This window comes from Calditrichota bacterium, assembly GCA_020637445.1.
Taxonomy (GTDB): domain Bacteria; phylum Electryoneota; class RPQS01; order RPQS01; family RPQS01; genus JABWCQ01.
Genome location: JACJVZ010000002.1, coordinates 118,041 through 139,815, shown reverse-complemented (window position 1 = coordinate 139,815; position 21,775 = coordinate 118,041). Strand labels below are relative to the sequence as shown.

18 protein-coding genes are annotated in these 21,775 nt (G+C 53.5%); 12 read left to right on the top strand and 6 right to left on the bottom strand.

Annotated elements, in window-relative coordinates:
• Nucleotides 1–5 precede the first annotated feature (5 nt).
• From menB to H6507_08355, 4 genes are read right to left on the bottom strand one after another with little or no spacing between them, the layout of a single operon-like run.
• The gene (menB, locus tag H6507_08370; GenBank protein ID MCB9369103.1) at nucleotides 6–827 is read right to left on the bottom strand and encodes a 1,4-dihydroxy-2-naphthoyl-CoA synthase; all 822 of its coding nucleotides are present in this window, start codon (nucleotides 825–827) and stop codon (nucleotides 6–8) included.
• The gene (gene menH / locus H6507_08365) at nucleotides 820–1,656 is read right to left on the bottom strand and encodes a 2-succinyl-6-hydroxy-2,4-cyclohexadiene-1-carboxylate synthase (protein ID MCB9369102.1); all 837 of its coding nucleotides are present in this window, start codon (nucleotides 1,654–1,656) and stop codon (nucleotides 820–822) included. Before menH ends, menB begins: the two co-directional genes overlap by 8 nt.
• Nucleotides 1,656–3,413 (bottom strand): 2-succinyl-5-enolpyruvyl-6-hydroxy-3-cyclohexene-1-carboxylic-acid synthase, encoded by a 1,758-nt coding sequence (gene menD / locus H6507_08360; GenBank protein MCB9369101.1) that lies wholly within the window; start codon nucleotides 3,411–3,413, stop codon nucleotides 1,656–1,658. Before menD ends, menH begins: the two co-directional genes overlap by 1 nt.
• A complete protein-coding gene (locus tag H6507_08355) occupies nucleotides 3,362–4,498 on the bottom strand; it encodes a chorismate-binding protein (protein MCB9369100.1) in 1,137 nt (378 codons plus the stop codon). Before H6507_08355 ends, menD begins: the two co-directional genes overlap by 52 nt.
• A gap of 115 nt (nucleotides 4,499–4,613) precedes the next feature.
• On the opposite strand from H6507_08355, the gene H6507_08350 reads away from it, so the two are divergent.
• The 6 genes from H6507_08350 to H6507_08325 all read left to right on the top strand — a co-directional run bounded on the left by H6507_08350 (nucleotide 4,614) and on the right by H6507_08325 (nucleotide 12,303).
• Nucleotides 4,614–5,762, top strand: coding sequence for a 2-isopropylmalate synthase (locus tag H6507_08350; GenBank protein MCB9369099.1), 1,149 nt, complete (start codon nucleotides 4,614–4,616; stop codon nucleotides 5,760–5,762).
• An 84-nt stretch (nucleotides 5,763–5,846) separates the two neighbouring features.
• Nucleotides 5,847–6,029 (top strand): redoxin domain-containing protein, encoded by a 183-nt coding sequence (locus H6507_08345; protein MCB9369098.1) that lies wholly within the window; start codon nucleotides 5,847–5,849, stop codon nucleotides 6,027–6,029.
• A 27-nt stretch (nucleotides 6,030–6,056) separates the two neighbouring features.
• Nucleotides 6,057–7,061, top strand: coding sequence for a T9SS type A sorting domain-containing protein (locus H6507_08340; GenBank protein ID MCB9369097.1), 1,005 nt, complete (start codon nucleotides 6,057–6,059; stop codon nucleotides 7,059–7,061).
• Between the two features lie 23 nt (nucleotides 7,062–7,084).
• Nucleotides 7,085–8,557 carry a T9SS type A sorting domain-containing protein gene (locus H6507_08335; protein MCB9369096.1) on the top strand — a complete coding sequence of 491 codons (1,473 nt, stop codon included), beginning with the start codon at nucleotides 7,085–7,087 and terminating at the stop codon, nucleotides 8,555–8,557.
• Nucleotides 8,558–8,970: 413 nt separating this feature from the next.
• Complete coding sequence (locus H6507_08330) at nucleotides 8,971–9,909, top strand: threo-3-hydroxy-L-aspartate ammonia-lyase (protein ID MCB9369095.1); 939 nt, start codon at nucleotides 8,971–8,973, stop codon at nucleotides 9,907–9,909.
• Nucleotides 9,910–10,080: 171 nt separating this feature from the next.
• Nucleotides 10,081–12,303, top strand: a complete 2,223-nt coding sequence (locus H6507_08325; protein MCB9369094.1) for a hypothetical protein — start codon at nucleotides 10,081–10,083, stop codon at nucleotides 12,301–12,303.
• A gap of 70 nt (nucleotides 12,304–12,373) precedes the next feature.
• Here the strand turns inward: H6507_08325 and H6507_08320 are convergent, their stop codons facing one another.
• Nucleotides 12,374–13,882, bottom strand: coding sequence for an AIPR family protein (locus tag H6507_08320; protein ID MCB9369093.1), 1,509 nt, complete (start codon nucleotides 13,880–13,882; stop codon nucleotides 12,374–12,376).
• 341 nt (nucleotides 13,883–14,223) lie between these two features.
• On the opposite strand from H6507_08320, the gene H6507_08315 reads away from it, so the two are divergent.
• Nucleotides 14,224–14,523: a co-chaperone GroES gene (locus H6507_08315; GenBank protein ID MCB9369092.1), complete on the top strand. Its 300-nt coding sequence runs from the start codon at nucleotides 14,224–14,226 to the stop codon at nucleotides 14,521–14,523.
• 182 nt (nucleotides 14,524–14,705) lie between these two features.
• A complete protein-coding gene (gene groL, locus H6507_08310; protein ID MCB9369091.1) occupies nucleotides 14,706–16,349 on the top strand; it encodes a chaperonin GroEL in 1,644 nt (547 codons plus the stop codon).
• Nucleotides 16,350–16,536: 187 nt separating this feature from the next.
• Here the strand turns inward: groL and H6507_08305 are convergent, their stop codons facing one another.
• On the bottom strand, nucleotides 16,537–17,355 hold the full coding sequence (locus H6507_08305) for a hypothetical protein (protein MCB9369090.1): 819 nt from the start codon (nucleotides 17,353–17,355) through the stop codon (nucleotides 16,537–16,539).
• Between the two features lie 236 nt (nucleotides 17,356–17,591).
• On the opposite strand from H6507_08305, the gene H6507_08300 reads away from it, so the two are divergent.
• The 4 genes from H6507_08300 to H6507_08285 all read left to right on the top strand — a co-directional run bounded on the left by H6507_08300 (nucleotide 17,592) and on the right by H6507_08285 (nucleotide 21,628).
• Nucleotides 17,592–18,182 carry a DUF1579 domain-containing protein gene (locus H6507_08300; protein MCB9369089.1) on the top strand — a complete coding sequence of 197 codons (591 nt, stop codon included), beginning with the start codon at nucleotides 17,592–17,594 and terminating at the stop codon, nucleotides 18,180–18,182.
• Nucleotides 18,183–18,201: 19 nt separating this feature from the next.
• Nucleotides 18,202–18,789, top strand: a complete 588-nt coding sequence (locus H6507_08295; GenBank protein ID MCB9369088.1) for a DUF1579 domain-containing protein — start codon at nucleotides 18,202–18,204, stop codon at nucleotides 18,787–18,789.
• A gap of 118 nt (nucleotides 18,790–18,907) precedes the next feature.
• Nucleotides 18,908–19,411, top strand: a complete 504-nt coding sequence (locus H6507_08290) for a DUF1579 family protein (GenBank protein MCB9369087.1) — start codon at nucleotides 18,908–18,910, stop codon at nucleotides 19,409–19,411.
• A 459-nt stretch (nucleotides 19,412–19,870) separates the two neighbouring features.
• Nucleotides 19,871–21,628 carry a T9SS type A sorting domain-containing protein gene (locus H6507_08285; protein ID MCB9369086.1) on the top strand — a complete coding sequence of 586 codons (1,758 nt, stop codon included), beginning with the start codon at nucleotides 19,871–19,873 and terminating at the stop codon, nucleotides 21,626–21,628.
• Nucleotides 21,629–21,775: the final 147 nt, after the last annotated feature.

Sequence of the window (21,775 nt, the reverse complement as noted above, 5' to 3'; positions counted from 1 at the left end):
GCGAGCTACGGCAGCCTCTTAAATTTCGAAAAATCCGGTTTGCGTTTTTCCTTGTACGCGTTGCGGCCTTCTTGCGCTTCTTCGCTCATGTAGTAAAGCAGCGTCGCATTTCCCGCAAGCTCCTGTATGCCTGCTTCGCCGTCGGTTTCGGCATTAAATGCAGCTTTCAAACAGCGCAGCGCCATCGGAGACATCTTAAGCATTTCTTGACACCACGCAACGGTTTCTTCTTCAAGTTTGTCAAGCGGTACGACGGTATTCACAAGTCCCATCTCGAGCGCCTGCTGCGCATCGTACTGCCTGCACAAAAACCAAATCTCCTTCGCCTTTTTGTGGCCGACGATTCGCGCCAGATAACCCGCTCCGAATCCTCCGTCAAACGATCCCACACGCGGCCCAGTTTGACCAAAACGCGCGTTGTCCGCGGCAATCGTCAAATCGCACACGACGTGCAGCACATGCCCCCCGCCAATCGCATAGCCCGCGACCATCGCGACAACCGGTTTGGGCAGCGAACGAATCTGCTTTTGCAAATCGAGTACGTTCAAGCGCGGAACTTTATCTGCTCCGACGTAACCTTGATCGCCGCGAATCCGCTGGTCGCCGCCCGAGCAAAACGCAAGATCTCCCGCTCCGGTCAGAACAATTGCGCCGATGTTTTCGTCTTCGCGTGCGTCGAGAAACGCGTGCTGCAAGTCAAACAGCGTCTGCGGACGAAATGCGTTTCGTACCTCGGGACGGTTAATCGTAATCTTGGCAATACCGTTCCACTTTTCGTATAAAATGTCAGAATATTCTCCGGCGGACTGCCACGGAAATTTACTCATGCGAAAGGTCTCTTTGTGATTTGTAAAACTCAATTAGCAATTTTGCGAACTCGGCGGGCTGTTCGAGATGCGCCGCGTGTCCCGCGCCGCGCACGACGTGTTGGCGCAGCAGCTCGGAACGTGACGCCTTTGCGAGTCGCGCATTTGACTCGACGAACTTCTTGTCCAATTCACCCGCCGCAAGAAACAGCGGCTTCGTCCACGCGGAAAGCTCGCCGCTGCAATCCGGCATCGTACCCGTGCCATAGGTGAGCAGCGCGAGTCGGAGTCCTTGCGGCGTGCTGGCCATACGTTCACTGCGAATCAAACGTCGGGCTTCTTCCGGCAGAAGTTTCTGCGTTGCAAAAATCGGCAGAGCTTCCCAATAGGATGCAAACCACTCCATGCCGCGTCCGACGATATTGTCGCCGAGCAGCTTGTCACTCTGACGTCGCAACTCACGTTCCGCTTCATTCGCATATCCCGGACTCGCACCCAACAGCGCAAGACTCTTGACTCGCCCCGGTGACGCCAGCGCACACATCAAAGCAACTCGTCCGCCTTGGCTATAGCCAAACCAATGCGCGGGCCGCAGCTCCAGCTTCGCAATCGCCTGATGCAAATTCGCGCACAGCTTGGGCCAGTCCAGCTCTACGTGCTTCTCAACAAAAGTCTGTCCGTGAAATGGTAGGTCGACTCTCAATACGCGAAATCTTTTGGAAAGCTCCGTCTCAATCGGCGCAAAACTATGCAGTGACTGCGCAAACCCGTGCAGCAGCACAAGCGGCGGCGCATTTTCATCTCCGTCCGATCGAGCATGCCAAACGATGTCGGAGGACTGAATCAGCATCAATCGAACTCGCGCAGCAAACTGTCGACAAAGTATCGATGCGCCGCGGAATTTTCCGTGCGGCCTGTTTCGACTTCATAGATGCACGGCAGCATCTTTTCAAAATGCTCGCGGCATTCGTCTACAGTCTTCAAGGAGTAGCACGCCATGCCCATTTCCCGCGCGGTCTCGCCGAGCTTCACGTTCAACGGCGTACCGTGAAGCTCCTCGAAAGAATCTTTATGTTCCGCAACAGGAAGAAAGTTGAAAATCCCGCCGCCATTGTTGTTGAGCAGCAGAATCGTCAGCAAGTCGCAGTCCCGCGCCAGCCGCACTCCTTGCAAGTCATGCCAAAAAGCAAGATCGCCGCAAACCAACAGCGTCTGTCGTCCGCTGCACTCCGCGATGCCGACTGCGTGCGAAATCACACCGTCAATTCCGTTCGTTCCGCGCTGCGCGTACGCGTGAATGTTTTTTCCGGCGGGCGCCGCGATCATGTCGGCGTAGCGAATCGCCATGCTGGATGCGAGCACGAGGTTCGAATGATCCGGCATTCCGTCGAGAGCCGCGCGTACGAAAGCCAATTCGCTCTCCCGCGGAATGTGAAATTTAGCCAGAAGCGATCGCACCACGCCGACCGCTTTCCAAAACGGATCGAGCAAAAGCGAATCGCGAGACACCTTCACCATCCCACGCAAATCATTTACATATTTCGCGACGTCGGTGACAATCGTCTCGTTCGCGCGTTCATCCGGATCGCGCGGCAAACGGTCCCGTTGAACGCGGATTGTTTTGGAATGGTGGCGGTTCAAATACTGAGACAGCGTCTTGCTGGTTGGCGTCATGCCAAACTCCAGCACGAGGTCCGGCGCGATGTGCGCAAGTGATTCGTGCCGCAAGAAAATATCGTAGTACGGCATGTTCGGTTCGCCCGAAAATCTCAATCCCGAAGCCGCGTCAGCTAACAGCGGCCAACCCAAATTTCGTGCGAGTTCGTGAATGGCAATTCGTTCCGGCGGCGTGCGAGCGGCGTCCGGACCGCAAACGATCAATCCGCAATAGCATGACTCAACCAAATGCTTCACGTTTGCGCCGACGTCGCACACGGCTTGCGCGCTTGGTTCAATTTCCTCGATTTCGGATTTGAGTTCAATCAGCAAAGCCGAGCAATGACTCGCCTCAAGCTCGAGTGGAGCGAGAGGTTCATCCATCGGCACATTTATTTGAACCGGCCCTTGCGGAGCGGAAACCATCACGTGCAGAGCGCGTTTTACCCAAGACAGAGTTTCACGCAGTACACTCGCGTCGGCTTTGGGTTCCGGTAAATCCAAACTCATTCGCGCATACTTTCCGAACAATGCAGTTTGATCAATCGTCTGCATTGCACCCTTGTTGCGCAGCCGCTGCGGTCGGTCCGCCGATAAAATCACAAGTGGTACGCCGCTTTGTGCCGCTTCGATGATCGCGGGATAGTAGTGCGCAGCGGCGGAACCCGACGTGCACACCAGCGCAACGGGTTTGTGATTTCCCTTCGCCAAACCCAAAGCGAAAAACGCCGCTGAGCGTTCGTCAATAACAACGTGAGTCGTGAATAGCTCCGACGAATGAGCCGTTCTCGCAAGCGGCGTCGAACGCGAACCGGGTGAAATCACGACGTGCTCGACCCCGGCCGCGCGAATCTGCATCCACAGCAACTCAGCCTGCAAATAGTTTGGGTTCATTGCGTTCATATCAAATCCGTCAGTGCGCGCTGCATAACTTCCATCTTCCAACCGCATTCGGAATATTCCATTTCCGGATCCGAATCGAGCACGATTCCCGCTCCGCCGAACAGCCGTGCCGTTCTCGTTTGCACTTGTGCGCAGCGCAGCACGACGACCGCCGTCGTTTGATGTCCGTTTGTGAATCCCAAAACTCCGCCATAAAGATCACGCGGAGCAGGTTCAAGTTCGTTCAATAACAGTGCGGCCTCGTTTCGCGGAGAGCCGCACACGGCCGGAGTCGGATGCAGCGCTTCGAGCACGTCGTCGTCGTTTACGCCGTCCCGCAGCACTCCCTGCACTTGACTGTAAACATGTTCCAGATCATCCGCGCGGCGAACGGTCAACGGTGAAACCGAAACGTGCGAACACAAAGGCGAAAGCGTCTCGCATAAAAAATCCGTGACGACTTTCTGCTCGACGTGGTCTTTGTTCGAAAATGCCGTATCGTCGAGCAGAGTCTGCCGTGTTCCCGCCAGACTGTCGACCGTTACTTGACGACCCTCACGCTGAAACAAAATTTCCGGTGTTGCGCCGATCCAAACTTTGTTGTCGTAAAGCTGATGAGCGAAAACGGACGTTCCCGTCGACTGGTGCAGCAGTTTAGCCAGCACGAGGTCAACCTGCCACGGCTGCGGATTATATAGACTCATTTGCCTGCTGAGCACGGCTTTCTGAAGTTTCTGCTCGCGAATCTCCGCTTGAATGCGCTGCACTGCCGCTGTCCATTGACCGGGAGTATGACTTTCCGATTCAATCGCTTCCGTTTCATCCGGATTGAATTCAATTTCTTCGCCGATGGAACCGTGTGGTACGGTTCCGAAATAGAGCAGCCGTTCGTTGCGCGCTTCAACCAGCCAATCCGGATGCCAATAGAAAGTTTCATTGCGATCGAAATCCAATCTGAAACAGACCGGAATCACCGAGCTTCCGTCACGTTCGGACAGCAAGTCCTTGATCGACTTCCCGAACGCACGCACGCCCCCTGCGCACCATGAATAGGAGTCGCCGCGCACGCGCATCAAGAGCGTCGCTTCGTCGGCCACCGCATAGCGGGCAAGTTCCCGCAACTGCGCAAACTGTTCCAATTGGGATTCGTCCATTAATCGCATAACCCATAATATAGCTATTCCGGGCTCAGTTTTCAAACGAAACCGGCTTGCACGCCAAGCCCAGAGCACGTATATTCATCAACTACAATTTGATTCCAAGAGATTCATGCGCACCATCCAATTTTACGATACCACTCTGCGCGACGGAGAACAAACCCCGTTCGTTGTCTTCTCGGTCGAACAAAAGCTGACTCTCGCCCGCGCCATAGCCGAAATGGGAGTGGACATCATCGAAGTCGGCTTTCCAGCAGCCTCAGAGTCCGAACAAGAGGCCGTTCGCAAAGTTGCGCAAGAAGTAAAATCCTCGGTAATCGCAGGGCTTGCCCGCTGCCGGACCGGTGACGTGGACATCACCGCCAAGGCCCTCGAAGCTGCCGACAAAGCAAGAATTTCCATAGTCTTGCCGGTTTCTGATCGGCACCTTTCGGCTTCACTTCGCATGACCCGGCCGCAAGCCGAGGAAAGCATCGCAACAGCCGTAGCTCATGCCAAGAAATACCTCGATGATGTCGAATTCATCGCTACCGATGCCACGCGCACAGCCGAATCTGACCTAATATCCGCCCTAAATTCTGCCGTTCAGTCCGGTGCGACCACATTGGTCGTCGCCGATACCGTCGGGTGCGGTCGTCCTGCTGAGATAAAGTCACTCTTCGAGAGGATCAGGTCAAAATTCCCCAAAGAAGTCAAGCTCGGCATTCATTGCCACAACGACTTCGGACTGGCGACGGCCAATTCGGTTGCGGCACTGGAGGGCGGCGCAGACCAGGTCGAAGGCACCATCAACGGCCTCGGCGAACGAGCCGGCAATACCGCGCTTGAAGAGGTCGCAATGATCCTGAAATATCATGAATCCTCCTTGAATCTCGCCACCAACATCAAACTGGGCCGCATTATTGAAACCTCGCACCTTGTCCGTGAGGTTTCAGGAGTAGTGGTTCAGCCCAACAAAGCGCTGGTGGGTCAGAATGCTTTCCTCCACGCCGCTGGAATGCACCAACAAGCCATGCTGGCCGATCCATTGACTTTTGAGCCTTTTGGCCCCGAAATGGTCGGAGGAGAAGCCGCCCTCGAAGACCGCATAATATTTGGTAAGTTCTTAGGAAAAAATGGCTTAAAAAAGCTGCTCTCGCTTGATGGCGTGGAGCTTTCAGACAATGAACTTGAGGCCCTCGTGGGTCGGATTCGGGCGGCTATCGAACGCCGCGAAACCGTGTCCCGCCGCAAAATGTTGGAGTGGGCAAGAAGCCGCTGACTCTTGCATCCTCGAATGTCAGATGTTATCTTATTAGATAGAATTGAACAGACCGAGCCATACAACAACTTGGAGACCCACAACATGAAGCACAGAATTTGGCTCGCGCCGATTTGTGCGCTGCTCTTGGCCTTCGGAAGTGCGCAAGCATTTACCGTTGGACAACCCGCGCCCGATTTTACCTTGACCGATTCCTGGGGAAACAGTCACACGCTGAGCGAATATCAGGGCAATGTCGTGGTCCTGATGTTCTTCGGAAACACCTGAACGATCTGTCGTGGCCAGGATGGTCAAATGGAAGCAGGTGTGAACACGTATTACGAAGGACAGCCCGTCGTGACGCTCGGTTTGGATATCTATAATGGTTCGCCTGCCGCGGTCGAAGCCTTTCGCACCGCCACGGGAGTGACGTTCCCGCTGCTTGTTCAGGGTGCGGCCTATTCGACCGCGAACAACGGCAACTACCGCAAAGTGGTCATCGATCCCGACGGCATCGTCCGCTACGTATCGGGAGCCTACGAGTTGAACATCAATGCGATTCGATCTGCCGTAGACGATTGGCTGCCGCTCGATGAGCCGACCTTCAGCTTCACCATGCAGGATACGTTGCTGACCTATGCCAATGGCGGCGACGAAGTTGAATATGTCTTCTACGGCACAGTCGACAATCTGACGAACGATTCGCTGCAGGTGTTGTTGTCGATTTCCGCGGTGGACGTTCCCGATCCGTTGCGTGCCTATTCCGTGTGTACGCACATCACGTGCTATCCGCCCGATTCGGCGACAGTCGACATTCTCGAATCTTTCGAGCCGATGGCGCACGATACGGCGATCAGCGTGCACATGTACAATTTGGCTATCAATCCCGAAACGGGATTTGTCGACACGTCGACGATCACAGGGGACTATGTGATTCGCTTCACGGCGTCCAATCCCGACGATCCCGAGGAATCGATCTCATATGACCTCTACCTCGATCAAGTCTCCAGCGTCACGCCGCGAATTGTTCCGGTTCCCAAGTCTGCCGCGTTGCTTCGCAGCTATCCGAATCCGTTTAATCCGGAAACGACGATTGAATTTGTCGTCAGCAACCCCGGTGCGGTGGATCTCAATGTCTTCAACGTGCTCGGACAAAACGTCGCGTCGCTCGTGAACACGCCGTTTATGTCTACCGGCACCTATTCCGCGCACTGGCGCGCCGTCAACGCGCAAGGAGTGCCCCTTCCCAGCGGCAACTACATCGTCGAGTTGAACAACGCCGGGCAACGTGCGGTTCACAAAGTCATGCTCGTGAGATAAAACTCCATTCGCTGGAGAACCAAATGACCGCGTTCGCGAGACTCCTTTGCATCGTTGTTGTTGCCGTAGGCATATCAGCAATGGCCCAGCCGCCTGACAGCCTCTGGAGTAGGACGTATGGCGGCAACGTGGACGAAGAGTGCGATGCCATTGTCAAAACACTGGACGGCGGCCTGCTTTTGGTGGGATTCACGACGTCATTTGGTGCCGGCAGTTTTGATGTTTGGCTGGAGCGCGTGGACAGTGGTGGCAACCACATCTGGAGTCACACGTACGGCGGAATCAACGTCGAAGCGTGCTACAAGGCGATTCCGCTTGAAGACGGCGGGTTCATTCTCGCTGGGCATACAGGCTCGTACGGTGCCGGAGATTTTGACTATTGGCTGCTGAAAATTGATTCGCAAGGCAGTCAGCTTTGGAGCCGAACGTACGGTGGATCAAGCGCAGATCGATGTTTTGATGCCATAAGAACGAGTGACGGCGGCTATGTCATGGCGGGATTGACTCAGTCCTTCGGTGCACATAGCTCGGACATATGGATACTGAAAGTGTCAGACACCGGCGACAGCCTTTGGAGCCGTAAGTTTGGAGGAACTGGACAAGACGTTGCGATTGCCGTCACGGAATCCGGTGACGGCAGTCTGCTTTTCACGGGCATAACGGGGTCGCAGGGTGAGCCTAACGGAGACGTCATTCTCCAGAAACTTTCCGCAAGTGGCGACAGTTTGTGGGCGCATACGTTTGGAGGAAATCAGTATGATGCTCCGTGGGCCATCGCTCAAACTCCAACGGGCGGCTATGCCATTGCGGGATATACGAACTCGATGGGCGCGGGTGCGTCAGATTTCTACTTCGTCGTAACGGATGAGTCCGGCAATGAGCTCTGGCATCGCACTTACGGCGGCGCCATGGACGAATGGTGCTACGATATGATTCCGATGTCTTCCGACGGTTATCTCTTAGCCGGACGAACAGCGTCGTTTGGCTCCGGCGGCTACGACATGTGGGCTCTCCGTATTGCGCTCAATGGCGACAGTTTGTGGAGCAAGACCTTTGGTACCTCGGCATTCGAAGATTGCAGAGGCGCGACCGTAATCGGAGGCAACTACTACCTCGCAGGCTCCGAAGACCTGAACGGCGATGGATTTTCTGACATTTTGCTGGTGAAGACAGGATTCGACTCCACGTTAGACACTCCGGAAACAGTTCTGCTTCCCACGACGTTTGGATTGACGGCATATCCCAATCCATTTAACGGCACGATTCAAATTGCCTACACCATTGATCGAATCGGCAAAACCGAACTGAAAGTATATAACATCGTCGGTCAAGAAGTCGCGACACTCTTGAGCGGGTATGGAAGTTCACTCGGAACGCACAATACAACTTGGTCTGCTATCAACTCAAAGGGAGCTCCGCTCGCTTCAGGAACATACATCGTCGAGTTGAACAACGCCGGTCAACGTGCAGTCCACAAAGTCATGCTCGTGAGATAAGGGTTCAGAAGGTGTAGGGGCGGAAGGCATTCCGCCCGCGTATTTGCGAGCGTGACCTGCCCTCGAATGCAGCGAAGCGAGTAGGTAACAAAGTTACGCGCCGAGCGGGGATTAAGCGCGTCAGCGCGGTTCCCCGCCGGAATCGGAAAAACAAACAGGGTGCAATCACGCACCCTGTTTTCACTCCCAATTCAATAAACCAACGACCTCCCAGCCTCCGGCTGAAAGAGCAAAACAAAACTCCAAGAGCGACGGCCAGAGGCCGACAGTCGTAGTTGCAGTATCTTTTCTATTTTCTATTTGCCATTTTCTATTCTCGCTCCGCATCTGACTTCTGACTTCTCGCGGCGGCACCCGCTGCGGGTACCCGCTCCGCTTTCATATTTCATACTTCATATTTCATATTTTCTGCCATGCTTCCCACCGCCTACGACGTCCTCGACGCCGCCAAAACTCTTAAGGGCATCGCACACAAAACTCCCGTGCATACTTCGCGCACACTCGACGCAAAAAGCAACGCGAACGTCTATCTGAAGTGCGAAAACTTTCAGCGTGTCGGCGCGTTCAAATTTCGCGGCGCGTACAATGCGATGTCGCAACTGACTTTCGAGGAAAAACGCCGCGGCGTCATCACGCACTCGTCTGGCAATCATGCGCAGGCCGTAGCATTGGTCGGAGCGTTGCTCGACATCAAAACAACCATCGTCATGCCGCAGGATGCTCCGCCGATCAAGTTAGCCGCCACTCGCAGCTATGGCGCGAATGTGGTGTTGTATGATCCCAATGAGCGCACGCGCGAAGAAATCTCCGCCGAGCTAAAAGAGCAGCACGGTTATGTTTTGATTCCGCCCTACGATCATCCGCACATCATCGCCGGACAAGGCACAGCCGCGCTTGAACTCGTAAACGACTATCCCGATCTTGATGCTCTGTTGGTTCCCTGCGGCGGAGGAGGATTGCTATCCGGAAGTGCGTTAGCTGCCAAACACGTCATTCCCAACATCAAAGTCATCGGAGTAGAACCCGAACTTGCCAACGACGCGACACTCTCGTGGCGAACCGGCGAATTGCACACGGTGAAAAATCCACCTACAATCGCAGACGGCACTCGCACACCATCATTAGGTAAATTGACGTTTCCGTTAGTGAGAACACACGTCGATGATTTTGTCAACGTATCCGAAACTAATATCATCGATGCCACAAAGTTTCTTTTCGAAAGAATGAAACTCGTCGTCGAGCCGAGTGGTGCATTAGGCATTGCGGCGTTGCTGAATGGCAACATCAAAGGTGAACGAATTGGAGTAATCATCAGCGGCGGCAACCTTGATCCCAAAGTCTTGCTGCTCTAAACTCAAGCTACTCATTACTCTCTGAAAGCTCCGCGAAATTCGTGGAGCTTTTTTGTTGTTCATGAGGTAAGAGAGATATGCAGAGTTCTTTGAGTGCAATGAATAAGCCCGGATGTGCGGCTGCCGCGAGAGCAGCGTGACCGGACCAAATGATGATATGGGAGAATCACGATGGAACAGCAAAGCCGAAAGAACTTCGTAGAACTGCAGTTCTACGCGCGCGAAGGCAAAGAGGAAACTCCACACCTCGCGCTGTACTTGATCGAGCAAGGTGGATCGCCTCGCAAGATCTCGAAAATTGAAAACGATAAATTTGTCGCGGATCCCAAATGGGAGAAGACTCCCGGTGCCACGATCGGCATCGGACCGGATGTTGAAGATCTTTCGACTCTCAATTCGGAAACGCTGATCAAATATCGCGTCGCGGATGTATTTGCCGAGTGGCGCCGCGGTACCGTGCTGCAGCTCGCGCCGGAATGGTGGCGCGGCTGGTTGTTCCCACTGCGCTGCGTCTCCGGCCGCGTGCGCAAGTGTCTGCCGATTCTTGGGCCTGTGCTTCCGAACCTCGGTATTCCATACTTGCCGCATTTCGTGGAGCGCTGCTGGCCGATTTGCAACGGAGTCGTCGAAGTTTATGAGCGCACGTGCTGCTGTCATTGGCTGCACATCAATATCAAAGACCTCCTGCGCCGCATTCACGAAGAGCTGATTCCGATTCCCATTCCCGATCCTGATCCGGGTCCGCTGCATCTGCCGGGAGTCGGTCCTGATCCGTCACCAATCTCTTTCGTGGGCAGACTGAGCTTCGGCGATGAAATCGCCTTCAATCCGCAGCCCGAACCTCCGGCATTTTACGAAGATCGCGTCGCACAGCGCGCGTTCAAACGTCTCGAGTCTGCGGGATTGGATGAAATCAATCTCGACATGCAAGCGAAATTGCGCGAAGACGTAAGAGCATTGCAAACGCTGGCGCAGGCCGATGTCGAAAAGTTTGTCGAACTCCGTCCCTATCTGTGGCACCTGATTTGTCACTGCTCTTCACACAAATTAGGCGAAGCGGTGCTGCGTCCCGACGGTTCGTTCACGTATTGCTGGCGAACCTTCCCGCTGTATACACTCGCACATTGCTACAGAAGCTACTACTACAAAGTTCGTCAATGGCAGGACGGCCAATGGGTCTATGTCTACGACGGATCTTCGCGCCATGAGTATTTCAAACAATCGGATTTCGCCGATCTGAAAACCTTCCTCGGTCGTACGTGCGGTCAGGATGACAGCGACTTCGACAACGACCGTCCGTTCGTGATGCTACAAGAGATCGGCGGCACGTCAAGTTCCGTCTTGAACAGCCACTGGCTCGGCAAGAATCTCGCGAACATGGATCTCACGCAGACGAGCGAAAACAATCTGGCCAATCTTCCCACAACCGGAGGACTCGCGCAAACGTTCGGCGGCGCAAGCAACTGTCCGTGGGCGAAATCACTCGCACTGCGACTGCTTTTCCATCCCGACATGAAAGCGCTCGGTGCGCACTACTATCGCATCAGCACGGTGAGAGCCGGTGACAACGGCGATCCGCTGCCGGGCGAAACTCCGACTCCGCTCTCGCAGCCGCTCGCGTGGAGCAAGATGGAATTCCTCGGCGGAAGCTGGGAAGTGACCACCGAAGGTCTTGGTCCCGATTCGAAAGTCGTCGCAGGCAACACCGTCAACGGTCTGTACAAAATTCCGTATTACACCGACGGCATCTGGCTTGGTGGACAGTATCACGGATATTGGAACACCGGTTCGAGCAATGACAAGTATTTGCTTTACGTCGAAGTCTTCGATGTCAACGGCAACCGCCTGATGCCGAATACCGCGGGTTTCGATTTCCTGCGCAGACTTGCGATCAGCGGTCCGGGCAGCACGGCGAAAGTTCAGTTCGGAAAACTTGCGCATGTTTTCTGGGTGGACAATCGTCCGGTCTATGCGGACATCGAAGACCTGCGCAAAAACGGTCACGCGTCCGGCGACGAATGTCAATTTATGACCGGACCTGCAAGCACTAAATTCTCCGTTGGCTTTCGCGCGTTTCATCGTACGGTCAATTCGCTGGTTGCGCCAATAACCTTCATGCGCTACTACTCACTCGATTGGCATCGCGGACTGAACGGCCCGACGGTGACATTCCAAACCGGCAACTCGAACGCACCCACTTCACTCGATGCCGGAAATTCGCAGCAATCCACCGAGCTTGCCTTCAGCACAATGCTCGGCAAGAATACGATTGGAGCGAAATGCACCTTCGCGGTCAATCTTTGGTGCTACGCCAAACACACCAACGGTTCGCGCTTCATCTACGAGTACGACCGCCGCGACCAAGCCGCCTTTGCCCTCGAAATCACAACCTAATCCCAAACGAAAGACTGGGAAGAATAAAAGCCCCGCTCAACCGAGCGGGGCTTTTATCAATTCACACGGCCTACTTGGCTTCTTTATTGCGAATGAAATTCGAATAGTCTGAGTTAACAAGCGCGTAAAAGAGTTGCCAAGACGACGCATCCTTACCAATCTGCTGGGGATTGTCTTTTTCCCTAGCCATCAATGTGAAAACTGTCTTCACATACTTCTGCGCGTTTTCTTGGTAAATTTCTATCAGTTCTGGTACCGTCACCTTCCACCCAACATTGCCATCAGCTTGGACTTCAGCTAGAGCCCGAAATCCACCCAACAATGGAAGAACAAGGCCTTGGTGTGGAATTCCCTTGCTATGCTTCTTCAACTTGCTCATGTCGTACCCCGAGTATTTCTCCAAGAAATACAAATGGTGAAGTTTGGATTTGCTTGTCAGGGCGGGAACACGGTTGGCCTTACCAGGTCCTTGTTTCTTTGGCGGGTTGAGATCTTCATCTTCATCTTCGTCCTCTAACAACGCCTTTTTGCCTCCGGCCAGCCGATAATTGTCCTTAAATGTATCAAGGAGAAAAGCGTAGAACTCTAGAATCTCTGAAGCAATCGGTGCCAGTTGCTTGTAACCCGGCGCACTCAGTACATCACCAAGAGAGTTCTGGTTAGGTTGCTTCTGCTCGTTGATATAGTTCATCAAGCATCGTTCCGCGCTTGAATACGCGATTACCGGCTGTGACTCATCTGTCAGAAACTTGGGATGAAAGATCGTGAGAAGTTGGACGACATCACGAATGTCGATCATCTTGACACCACGCGCATCGGCTTCTGCCTTGCCTTGGTTCTCTCTGTAAGCAATAATGTTGCGATATGGCCGGTTCCTCTCGTTCAACAAGTCCTTAAGCCAGTCAAACTGTCTGTCGAGATTTGCGATCGCCTGTGGTCTAACTTGCGCCGAAGTATTTCGCGCACGCGCAATGGCTGTTGTCAAACGCCTCATTTCGTCCAACTGAACGCGATCAACGCCAACTAGCACCTCAAGCCGGACGAACGCGTTCTTGAGAGAACGCGCCAAGTTTGTGTCCAACTCTGCATTCGCTTTCGCTTGTTGAATCACCGCATAAGTGTGCCCACCGTCAACAATGCCAAAAGTTGCATCTCCAATCCATTCATCCATGTCAATGATCTTTTCATCGTCACTGGAGTCCGAGCTTCCTCCGTGATGTGGACTTTTGTCGTCAACCAAAGCACTATTTTCCAACGCAGAATCAGAAAACACGTCACCGTTACTTGGAACGTCAATCACAAATTCTGCACGCTTCGTGTCATAGAACGCACTACTTGCAATAATTGTGATTCCACGATTCAGCAAATGGAAGAAGACAGAATGCTCACGAAGTCCTTCGCGTATGTCATTAGACACGCGCGAATTCAGATTCTGGTCTCGGGGATTTACGTCTTTGGGGATGTCAGGTGGCAGGTCTGCCAAGCGGATGAGCGCGTGGTGGGAGGAACGCTCAGGATCGGTGGGATCGTCGAGATGACGAACTAAGCCTGCAAGAGCAGGTATTCGAAAAATGGCCATGTTGGCCTCCTATGAGATTTCTTGGCCTAATTATTTACTCTGCAATCGGCCAAGTATTGTTGCAGAGTTGCGCCGCTCCAAGCGGCAACAATTGAATATAAGATCAAAAACGTGAAAAGTCAACAGCAATTACCCACCCCGCCTCCGCCTCTCCTCCCCCCAACCCCTGACCACCCATCAGGGGTTTGTTTTTTCTTGACTAACACATAACCCAAGAGTTTGCTTCCCGGGAACTTTGAGCGTATATTGCCAGTTCTGTTAGCAGTCACCACGAAAGAGTGCTAACAGCTTAATAACACACAACTTTCCAAACCATAACCTCTTTAGGGAGTCCTAAAACCATGAAAATCAAGCCGATTGATGAGCGCGTCCTGATTCACCCGCTCGAGAAGGAAGAGAAAACCGTTGGTGGGATTATCATTCCGGATACCGCGTCGAAGGACCGTCCGCAAATGGGCGAGATCGTGGCCATGGGCGATGACGTTGAAATCGCCGATCGCAAGCAAAAGAAAATGTCCGAGATGCTCAAAGTTGGCGACACCATCGTGTACGCGCGCTACGGCGGCACCGAAGTCAAGCTCGATGACAAGGAATACATGCTCATCAGCCGCAGCGATATCCTCGCTGTTGTTGTTAAGTAGGTGCTTGTTAAGCACCGCAGTTGCGCTTCGCATGCGCTCAAAATTCTCATGATGAGTTAGAACGCGACAGCACAACGCTGGTTACTTCTCAAGTAACTCGCCGAGCGGGGATTAAGTGCGTCAGCACGGTTCCCCGCCGGAATCTGAAACACACAAAATCATTTCCAAAGGAACAATAAAACATGGCAAGCAAACTCATTGACTTCGATGTCGAAGCACGTTCGTCGCTGAAGAAAGGCGTCGATACGCTCGCGAATTCCGTGAAGGTCACGCTCGGACCCAAGGGCCGCAACGTCGTGATCGAAAAGAAGTGGGGCGCCCCGACCGTCACCAAGGATGGTGTCACCGTGGCCAAGGAAATCGAACTCGAAGATGCCGTCGAAAATATGGGCGCGCAAATGGTTCGCGAAGTCGCCTCCAAGACCAGCGATATCGCCGGTGACGGAACGACCACCGCGACCGTGCTCGCGCAAGCAATCATTCACGAAGGTTTGAAGAACGTCACCGCCGGTGCCGATCCGATGAGCCTCAAGCGCGGTATCGACAAGGCCGTCGCCGAAGTCGTGAAAGATCTCAAGAAGAACGGCAAGGGCGTGAACGGCAAGAAGGACATCGCCGCCGTCGGTACGATTTCCGCCAACAACGACAAGACTATCGGCGATCTGATTGCCGACGCGATGGACAAGGTTGGCAAGGACGGCGTCATCACCGTCGAAGAAGCCAAGTCGATGGAAACGTCGCTCGACGTCGTCGAAGGTATGCAGTTCGACCGCGGTTACCTGTCGCCGTATTTCGTCACCAATCCCGACGAAATGGAAGTCGATCTCGAGAATCCGTATCTCTTGATCTACGACAAGAAAGTTTCCGCGATGAAGGACCTGCTCCCGATTCTGGAGAAGGTCGCTCAGGCCGGTCGCGCGTTCGTGATCATTGCCGAAGACGTCGAAGGCGAAGCGCTGGCGACGTTGGTCGTCAACAAGCTGCGCGGCACGCTCAAGGTTGCGGCCGTCAAGGCTCCCGGTTTCGGTGATCGTCGCAAAGCCATGCTCGAAGACATCGCCACGCTCACGGGCGGTCGTGTGATTTCCGAAGAAGCGGGCTTCAAACTTGAGAACGCCGTCATGAGCGATCTCGGCACAGCCAAGAAGATCATCATTGATAAGGACAACACCACCATCGTCGAAGGCGCTGGCAAGGGTGAAGAAATCAAGGGCCGCATTTCGCAGATCAAGAAGCAGATCGAAAGCACGACGTCGGATTACGACCGTGAAAAACTGCAAGAGCGTCTGGCCAAGCTCGCCGGCGGTGTTGCGGTGTTGAAGGTTGGCGCCGCGACCGAAGTCGAGATGAAGGAAAAGAAAGCTCGCGTGGAAGATGCTCTGCATGCGACCCGCGCGGCGGTCGAAGAAGGTATCGTCCCCGGCGGCGGCGTGGCTCTGCTGCGTGCGCAAAGAGTGCTTGAGAACTTCAAGCTTGACGGCGACGAGCAGCTCGGCGTGAACATCATTCGTCGCGCGTTGGAAGAACCGATTCGCATGATTTCGCAAAACGCAGGCTTAGAAGGCAGCGTGGTTGTGAACAAGATTCGCGAGCACAAGGATTACAGCTTCGGTCTGAATGCGTCGAGCGAAGTCTACGGCGACTTGCTGGATGAAGGCGTGATCGACCCGACCAAGGTTGTGCGCGTTGCATTAGAAAACGCGGCGTCCGTCGGCGGTCTCTTGCTGACCACCGATTGCGCGATCCACGAAAAGAAGGAAAAGAATCCCCCAGCACCCGCAATGCCCGGCGGCGGCATGGGCGGCATGGGCGGCATGGATTACTAAAAAAGTAGTCGCCGTTGTGGGTCTCCAGACCCGCAATGGCAGACGTTGTAGGGGCGGATGGCAATCCGCCCGCAAGGTTCGCCGAGCAGGGATTAAGCGCGTCAGCGCGGTTCCCTGCCGGAATCCGAAAAACAAAAGCGGCGCAGGAGAAATCCTGCGCCGCTTTCATTTCTTCCCCATCCCCAAATCATCCCCCCGCAGCCAGCACCACCCTCTGCACAATCTTAATCGCCTTCCCCGCTGAGCGATTCGCTATACCACTCGGCGACCCACCACGCTTTCCGCCGCGCATACCACCACCACCACCGCCGAAATCATCACCCCCCATCGGCGGACCGCGACGCTGCCCTTCACCAAACTCCCCGTCAGGCCGTTTCATTTTCATTTTCGGCACTTCCACTCGCAGCTCCACTTCATCTCCCGCCGCTAACCACGGCGCCGCCGCCGCAAAATTGATCGCCAGCGTGTAAGCCGAAGTCGCCGTTTCATATTTCGACTCGGCAAAAATCCCCGCATCCTTCGCATCAGCTTCCGACAACATCCTGCTCGCAGATTTCTTCGCGAGCACTTCCACATTCGCCGACGGACGATCAAATTTCACCTTCGTCCGATCCGGTGAAAATTCCTCCGGCGCAAACTCTCTCCGTTGATCCTTCGGCCCCAGCCGCGCCGGATAGCGCACACCCACCGATTCCTTTTTATTTTTCGGATTCGTCAGCCACAGCGTCACACCTCCCATTTCAATCTGCCGCCGTACCGCTTCGTTCCCCGTCTGCACCGCAAGCAAAATTTCGTCCGCGTCATTCGCAATCACGAACCGCGCCTGCACGTCCTTGATGCGCAGCCCCTTGAATTCCGAGAGATCCGGCTTCCCGTTCAAGTCCATAGCCTTGTCATGCCATTCGGACTGAATTGGCTCTGAGTTGCAGCTAACGATCATTAAAGCAAAACCAAGCAGAGCGGCAAACAGCGCACCGCGTGTACGAGTTGAAATTTGGTGATTCATCGGTGGGAAAAGCTGAAGGGTGTGAGTGGTAACACTGGTTGGACAACCGAGTTCGTCAAGCGTTTAACACGACTGAACTGAAATTTGTTCGCACGCGCAAGACCATCAACCGTCGCCTCCGGCAACATTCTCCTAACATATAATATTTTCTAACCATTCAAGTCCGCCTTGACTCTCATTTGAACAAATGTTATATTTCCCAAAATTCACCAAAAATCACCTGAACTGAGGGAAAAATGAAGAAACTCAATCTCATTGTTTTGGCCGCACTTGTGGCCCTCTTTAATGTCGCCTTTGCGCAAGACGGAGACATGGAAGGACAAGCCGCGATGAAGGCTTGGATGGATGCCGGTACGCCCGGGCCGCAGCATGCAGAATTGGCCAAGCACGTCGGCGAATGGGACTGCGTAGTCAAAATGTGGATGGATCCGTCGCAGCCGCCTATGGAATCGAAAGGCACCGAAACGATCGAGATGATCTTCGGTGGCCGCATCCAAGTCGGTCACTTCACCGGCGATTTCATGGGCATGCCCTTCCACGGCCAGAGCATGACAGGATACTCAAACTTTGCCAAGGTGTGGTGGGGAACTTGGATCGATGACATGAGCACCGCACTAATGTACTCCGAAGGCACTTCCAGTGATGACGGCAAAACAGTCACTTTCTTCGGCACCATGGATGATCCTGCCAGTCATGTCATGGACAAAACCATCAAGCAAATCATGAAGCGTATAGATGACGACCACTTCATCTTCGAAAGCTGGGACAACGCCAAGACTCCGCAAGAGTACAAGTCAATGGAAATTTCCTACACACGCAAGAAATAGATCGCAAGGGAAAAACAAGATGAAAAAACTCCTGATCTTTATTGCCGCTGCATTGCTTGCGCTGACCCCGTTGTACGCGCAGGACAACGGCATGTCCGAAGATGAGATGATGAAGAAGTGGATGGAAATTTCTTCACCCGGTCCGCAGCATGAACTGCTCGCGAAAACCGCGGGTGAGTGGAACACCGAGATCAAATTCTGGCTGGAGCCCGGCGCCGATCCGATGGTTAGCAACGGCATGCAAACGTGCGAAGTAATCAACGGCGGCAGAGTCATCAACGAAATAAGTCACAGCGAAATGATGGGCATGCCGTTCGAAGGCCACGGCATGACGGGCTATGACAACTTCAGAAAGAAGTACTGGTCAACGTGGACCGACAACATGGCGACCTCGATGATGTACATGGAAGGCACCAGCGATGACGACGGCAAGACCATTACCTACAACACCACAATGGATGATCCCATGATCGGAGAAAAGGATCAGCCTGTGAAGTTTGTGTATCGCTGGGTAGACGACGACAAGCATATTTTGGAAAGCTGGCACGATGTAGGGACTCCAAAAGAATACAAAATGATGGAAATCACCTATACGCGCAAGCAGTAGCCGTACGTTGTAGGGGCGGATGGCAATCCGCCCGCGAGTAGCACGAATAGAGCGGCAGCACAAACTGCCGTTCTTTTTCAACACAATCTGAACATATCTTCAAATAGGAGAAAGAACGATGGCAGAAATGACTCAGCAAGAGATGATGGAAAACTGGATGAAGAATGCCACGCCCGGTGCGCAGCATGAAAGAATGGCAAAAGAATGCGGCGAGTATTCCGTTGCCATGGACGAAGGCGGCAAGACTATGTCAGGCGACGTTAAGATGGAAATGATTCTCGGCGGCCGCGTACAACTGCAGCGTTTCACCATGGACTATCAAGGTATGCCCTTCGAAGGCGCGGGCATGATGGGCTACGACAACTTCACCCAGCGTTATTGGTTCACGTGGAATGACAACATGTCCACGGGACTTTTCACACTTTGGGGAAAAGAGCAGGACGGCGGAAAGAAAATAGTTTTCGAAGGCGCGATGGACAGCCCCGGAATGAATATGCGCGATGTTCCGACTCGCCACATGTACACATACTTGAACGAAAACGAGTTCATGTATCAGGCATGGATATTCCCCGGCACCGCGCAAGAAAAGAAAACCATGGAAATGCACTACAAGCGCAAGTAATAGATACTGCCGTTGTGCGTAATAATACTACCGTCGGCCTCCGGCCGTCGATTGCAGAACAAAAAGCGGGGCGAACCACCTGGTTCGCCCCGATTGCGTTGCAAGAGGACAAGTCGGAGTCAAAAATAATTTTCATCTTCATTCGGATAACTGAGGTCACATTCTAAGCAATGATAGCATAATACTCTGTCGTGTTTCACAACTGCGATGTCGCAAGAAGCCAATTTGCTTTTGACTCTTTAACAAGTTATGATATTACACGGCAGAGATAAACTTCCGCTGCGCATGTGCGCATGAAGTCAAGAATGCCAACTTATTCGAGCGAATTCTCTGCTTTCAAATGCAAGGGGATTCGCTCGTGTTATTCAATGACGCAGTATTGGCACGTTTCTAAACTTTAGCAAATTGCCGGAGAGTATTATGCTTTATAGTAAATCTCTACTTATTTGCAGTTGTCTGTTGCTGAGTTCAACTGCATGGTCACAACCGGACTCCCTCTGGAGCCGCACTTTTGGAGGCGGAAATCAAGATGCGGCGGGCTTTGTCGAGCAATCACCTGATGGCGGCTACTTCATTGCCGGACACGCTTCAAGTTTCTCGGCCGGAGGCAACTACGATTTCTGGCTGGTCAAAACTTCCGCGAACGGTGACAGCCTGTGGAGCCGCACGTACGGCGGAAGTGGCGATGAGTTCTTTGAGTCTGCTGCGCTCACGTCCGATGGCGGTGTCATCTTAGCAGGCATGACCGATTCCTATGGGGCGGGCGGCCGCGACTTCTGGATTGTCAAAACAAACGAGAATGGCGACAGCCTCTGGTCACGCACGTTTGGTGGAGCAAACGATGACGAAGGAACGGATGTGATCCAAACGACAGACGGAGGCTATTTGCTTTGCGGTTCATCTGCAAGTTTCGGTTCTGGCTCAGAGGACTTTTGGATAGTGAAAGTTAATTCAACTGGTGACAGCATGTGGAGCAAGACGTTTGGCGGCAGTCTGACGGAAGTTTGCTACGCTGTTGAGCAAACGGCGGACGGGGGCTTCGCGTTAGGGGGTAAAACATCCACGTTCGCTGCAGACGCCACGGATTTTTGGCTGGTAAAAACGAATGGGACTGGTGACAGTCTCTGGAGCCGAGCGTACGGCGGCACGGGACCAGAAGAGTGCAAGGATGTCATTCAAACCGCAGACGGTGGTTTCGCGTTGGCGGGTTGGAACTATACGGACGGTACGATTCGTGACTTTAGAATGATCAGAACAGACAGCAATGCCGATACACTTTGGACAAGAACATTCGGTGGCAGTCAATGGGATGAATGCCGTTCACTCATTCAGACGGTGGACGGCGGCTACGTCTTGGGCGGCCACACTGCAAGTTTTGGGATCGGCGGGTTCGACTTCTGGATGGTAAAGGTTAGTGCAATGGGAGACAGCCTGTGGAGCCTTACTTTTGGGGGAGTAGGTGGAGCAGACTTCGGCGAGGCAATTCACCAAACAGATGATTTCGGATTCATTTTCGCTGGCATAACCAGTTCTTTTGGAGCAGGAAACAATGATGTCTGGGTGGTGCGCACAAGTCCTGACCCTTCACCCGCGCCACCGCAACCGTTTGAGCGACTCATGCCGGAAGACAACAGCGAGTTGATCTGGTCACCAGGAAATCCAACCATTGAATTCGTATGGAATCAATCAACGGATCCGAATGGCGACGCGATTTCGTACATCTTCCATGTGGAATCTCCCACATATATGGCTATTGATCCAACAGACGCAGTCGTCACTGACACCACGATCACCGTAGAAATTTCTATTCCACTAAATTCGCTGGACGATTCTCACGAATTCTTCTGGTCAGTAAAAGCAGCTGCAATGGGAGATACTGTTGAGTCCAGCAACGGCCAAGGCTCGTTCACGATGGAAATCCCCGGCGATGCCGGCGATTCGCATAACATCGCACCTGCCAATTTCACACTTAGCATTTATCCTAACCCGTTCAATCCCGAGGCGACCATCGCGTTTGATTTGCCTAAGGCCGCAGAGATCAAACTCTCCATTTACACTCTGATTGGACAAAGACTGTCAACTCTTGTGAGTCAATACTATCCTGCCGGCACTCATGCCGTCTCCTTTGACGGCAGTGCCTATCCATCCGGTGTGTACATCGCAAGACTCGATTCGCCCGGCCGCACAATAACGCAGAAATTGATCCTGATAAAGTAAAACGCGCTACAGTATTAAACACAAAAAAGCGGGGCGAACCAAATGATTCGCCCCGCTTCATATTTACCAACCGACTTGGCCCCTGCGTCAGCGCAAGAGGTGCTTACATCGCCGTTGCGGGTCTCCAGACCCTCAATGGCTGCTGGC

Excerpts from the sequence above, each read along its gene's own strand:
- menB (MCB9369103.1), bottom strand. The coding sequence starts at position 827 with ATGAGTAAATTTCCGTGGCAGTCCGCCGGAGAATATTCTGACATTTTA.
- menH (MCB9369102.1), bottom strand. The coding sequence starts at position 1,656 with ATGCTGATTCAGTCCTCCGACATCGTTTGGCATGCTCGATCGGACGGA.
- menD (MCB9369101.1), bottom strand. The coding sequence starts at position 3,413 with ATGCGGTTGGAAGATGGAAGTTATGCAGCGCGCACTGACGGATTTGAT.
- H6507_08355 (MCB9369100.1), bottom strand. The coding sequence starts at position 4,498 with ATGGACGAATCCCAATTGGAACAGTTTGCGCAGTTGCGGGAACTTGCC.
- H6507_08350 (MCB9369099.1), top strand. The coding sequence starts at position 4,614 with ATGCGCACCATCCAATTTTACGATACCACTCTGCGCGACGGAGAACAA.
- H6507_08345 (MCB9369098.1), top strand. The coding sequence starts at position 5,847 with ATGAAGCACAGAATTTGGCTCGCGCCGATTTGTGCGCTGCTCTTGGCC.
- H6507_08340 (MCB9369097.1), top strand. The coding sequence starts at position 6,057 with ATGGAAGCAGGTGTGAACACGTATTACGAAGGACAGCCCGTCGTGACG.
- H6507_08335 (MCB9369096.1), top strand. The coding sequence starts at position 7,085 with ATGACCGCGTTCGCGAGACTCCTTTGCATCGTTGTTGTTGCCGTAGGC.
- H6507_08330 (MCB9369095.1), top strand. The coding sequence starts at position 8,971 with ATGCTTCCCACCGCCTACGACGTCCTCGACGCCGCCAAAACTCTTAAG.
- H6507_08325 (MCB9369094.1), top strand. The coding sequence starts at position 10,081 with ATGGAACAGCAAAGCCGAAAGAACTTCGTAGAACTGCAGTTCTACGCG.
- H6507_08320 (MCB9369093.1), bottom strand. The coding sequence starts at position 13,882 with ATGGCCATTTTTCGAATACCTGCTCTTGCAGGCTTAGTTCGTCATCTC.
- H6507_08315 (MCB9369092.1), top strand. The coding sequence starts at position 14,224 with ATGAAAATCAAGCCGATTGATGAGCGCGTCCTGATTCACCCGCTCGAG.
- groL (MCB9369091.1), top strand. The coding sequence starts at position 14,706 with ATGGCAAGCAAACTCATTGACTTCGATGTCGAAGCACGTTCGTCGCTG.
- H6507_08305 (MCB9369090.1), bottom strand. The coding sequence starts at position 17,355 with ATGAATCACCAAATTTCAACTCGTACACGCGGTGCGCTGTTTGCCGCT.
- H6507_08300 (MCB9369089.1), top strand. The coding sequence starts at position 17,592 with ATGAAGAAACTCAATCTCATTGTTTTGGCCGCACTTGTGGCCCTCTTT.
- H6507_08295 (MCB9369088.1), top strand. The coding sequence starts at position 18,202 with ATGAAAAAACTCCTGATCTTTATTGCCGCTGCATTGCTTGCGCTGACC.
- H6507_08290 (MCB9369087.1), top strand. The coding sequence starts at position 18,908 with ATGGCAGAAATGACTCAGCAAGAGATGATGGAAAACTGGATGAAGAAT.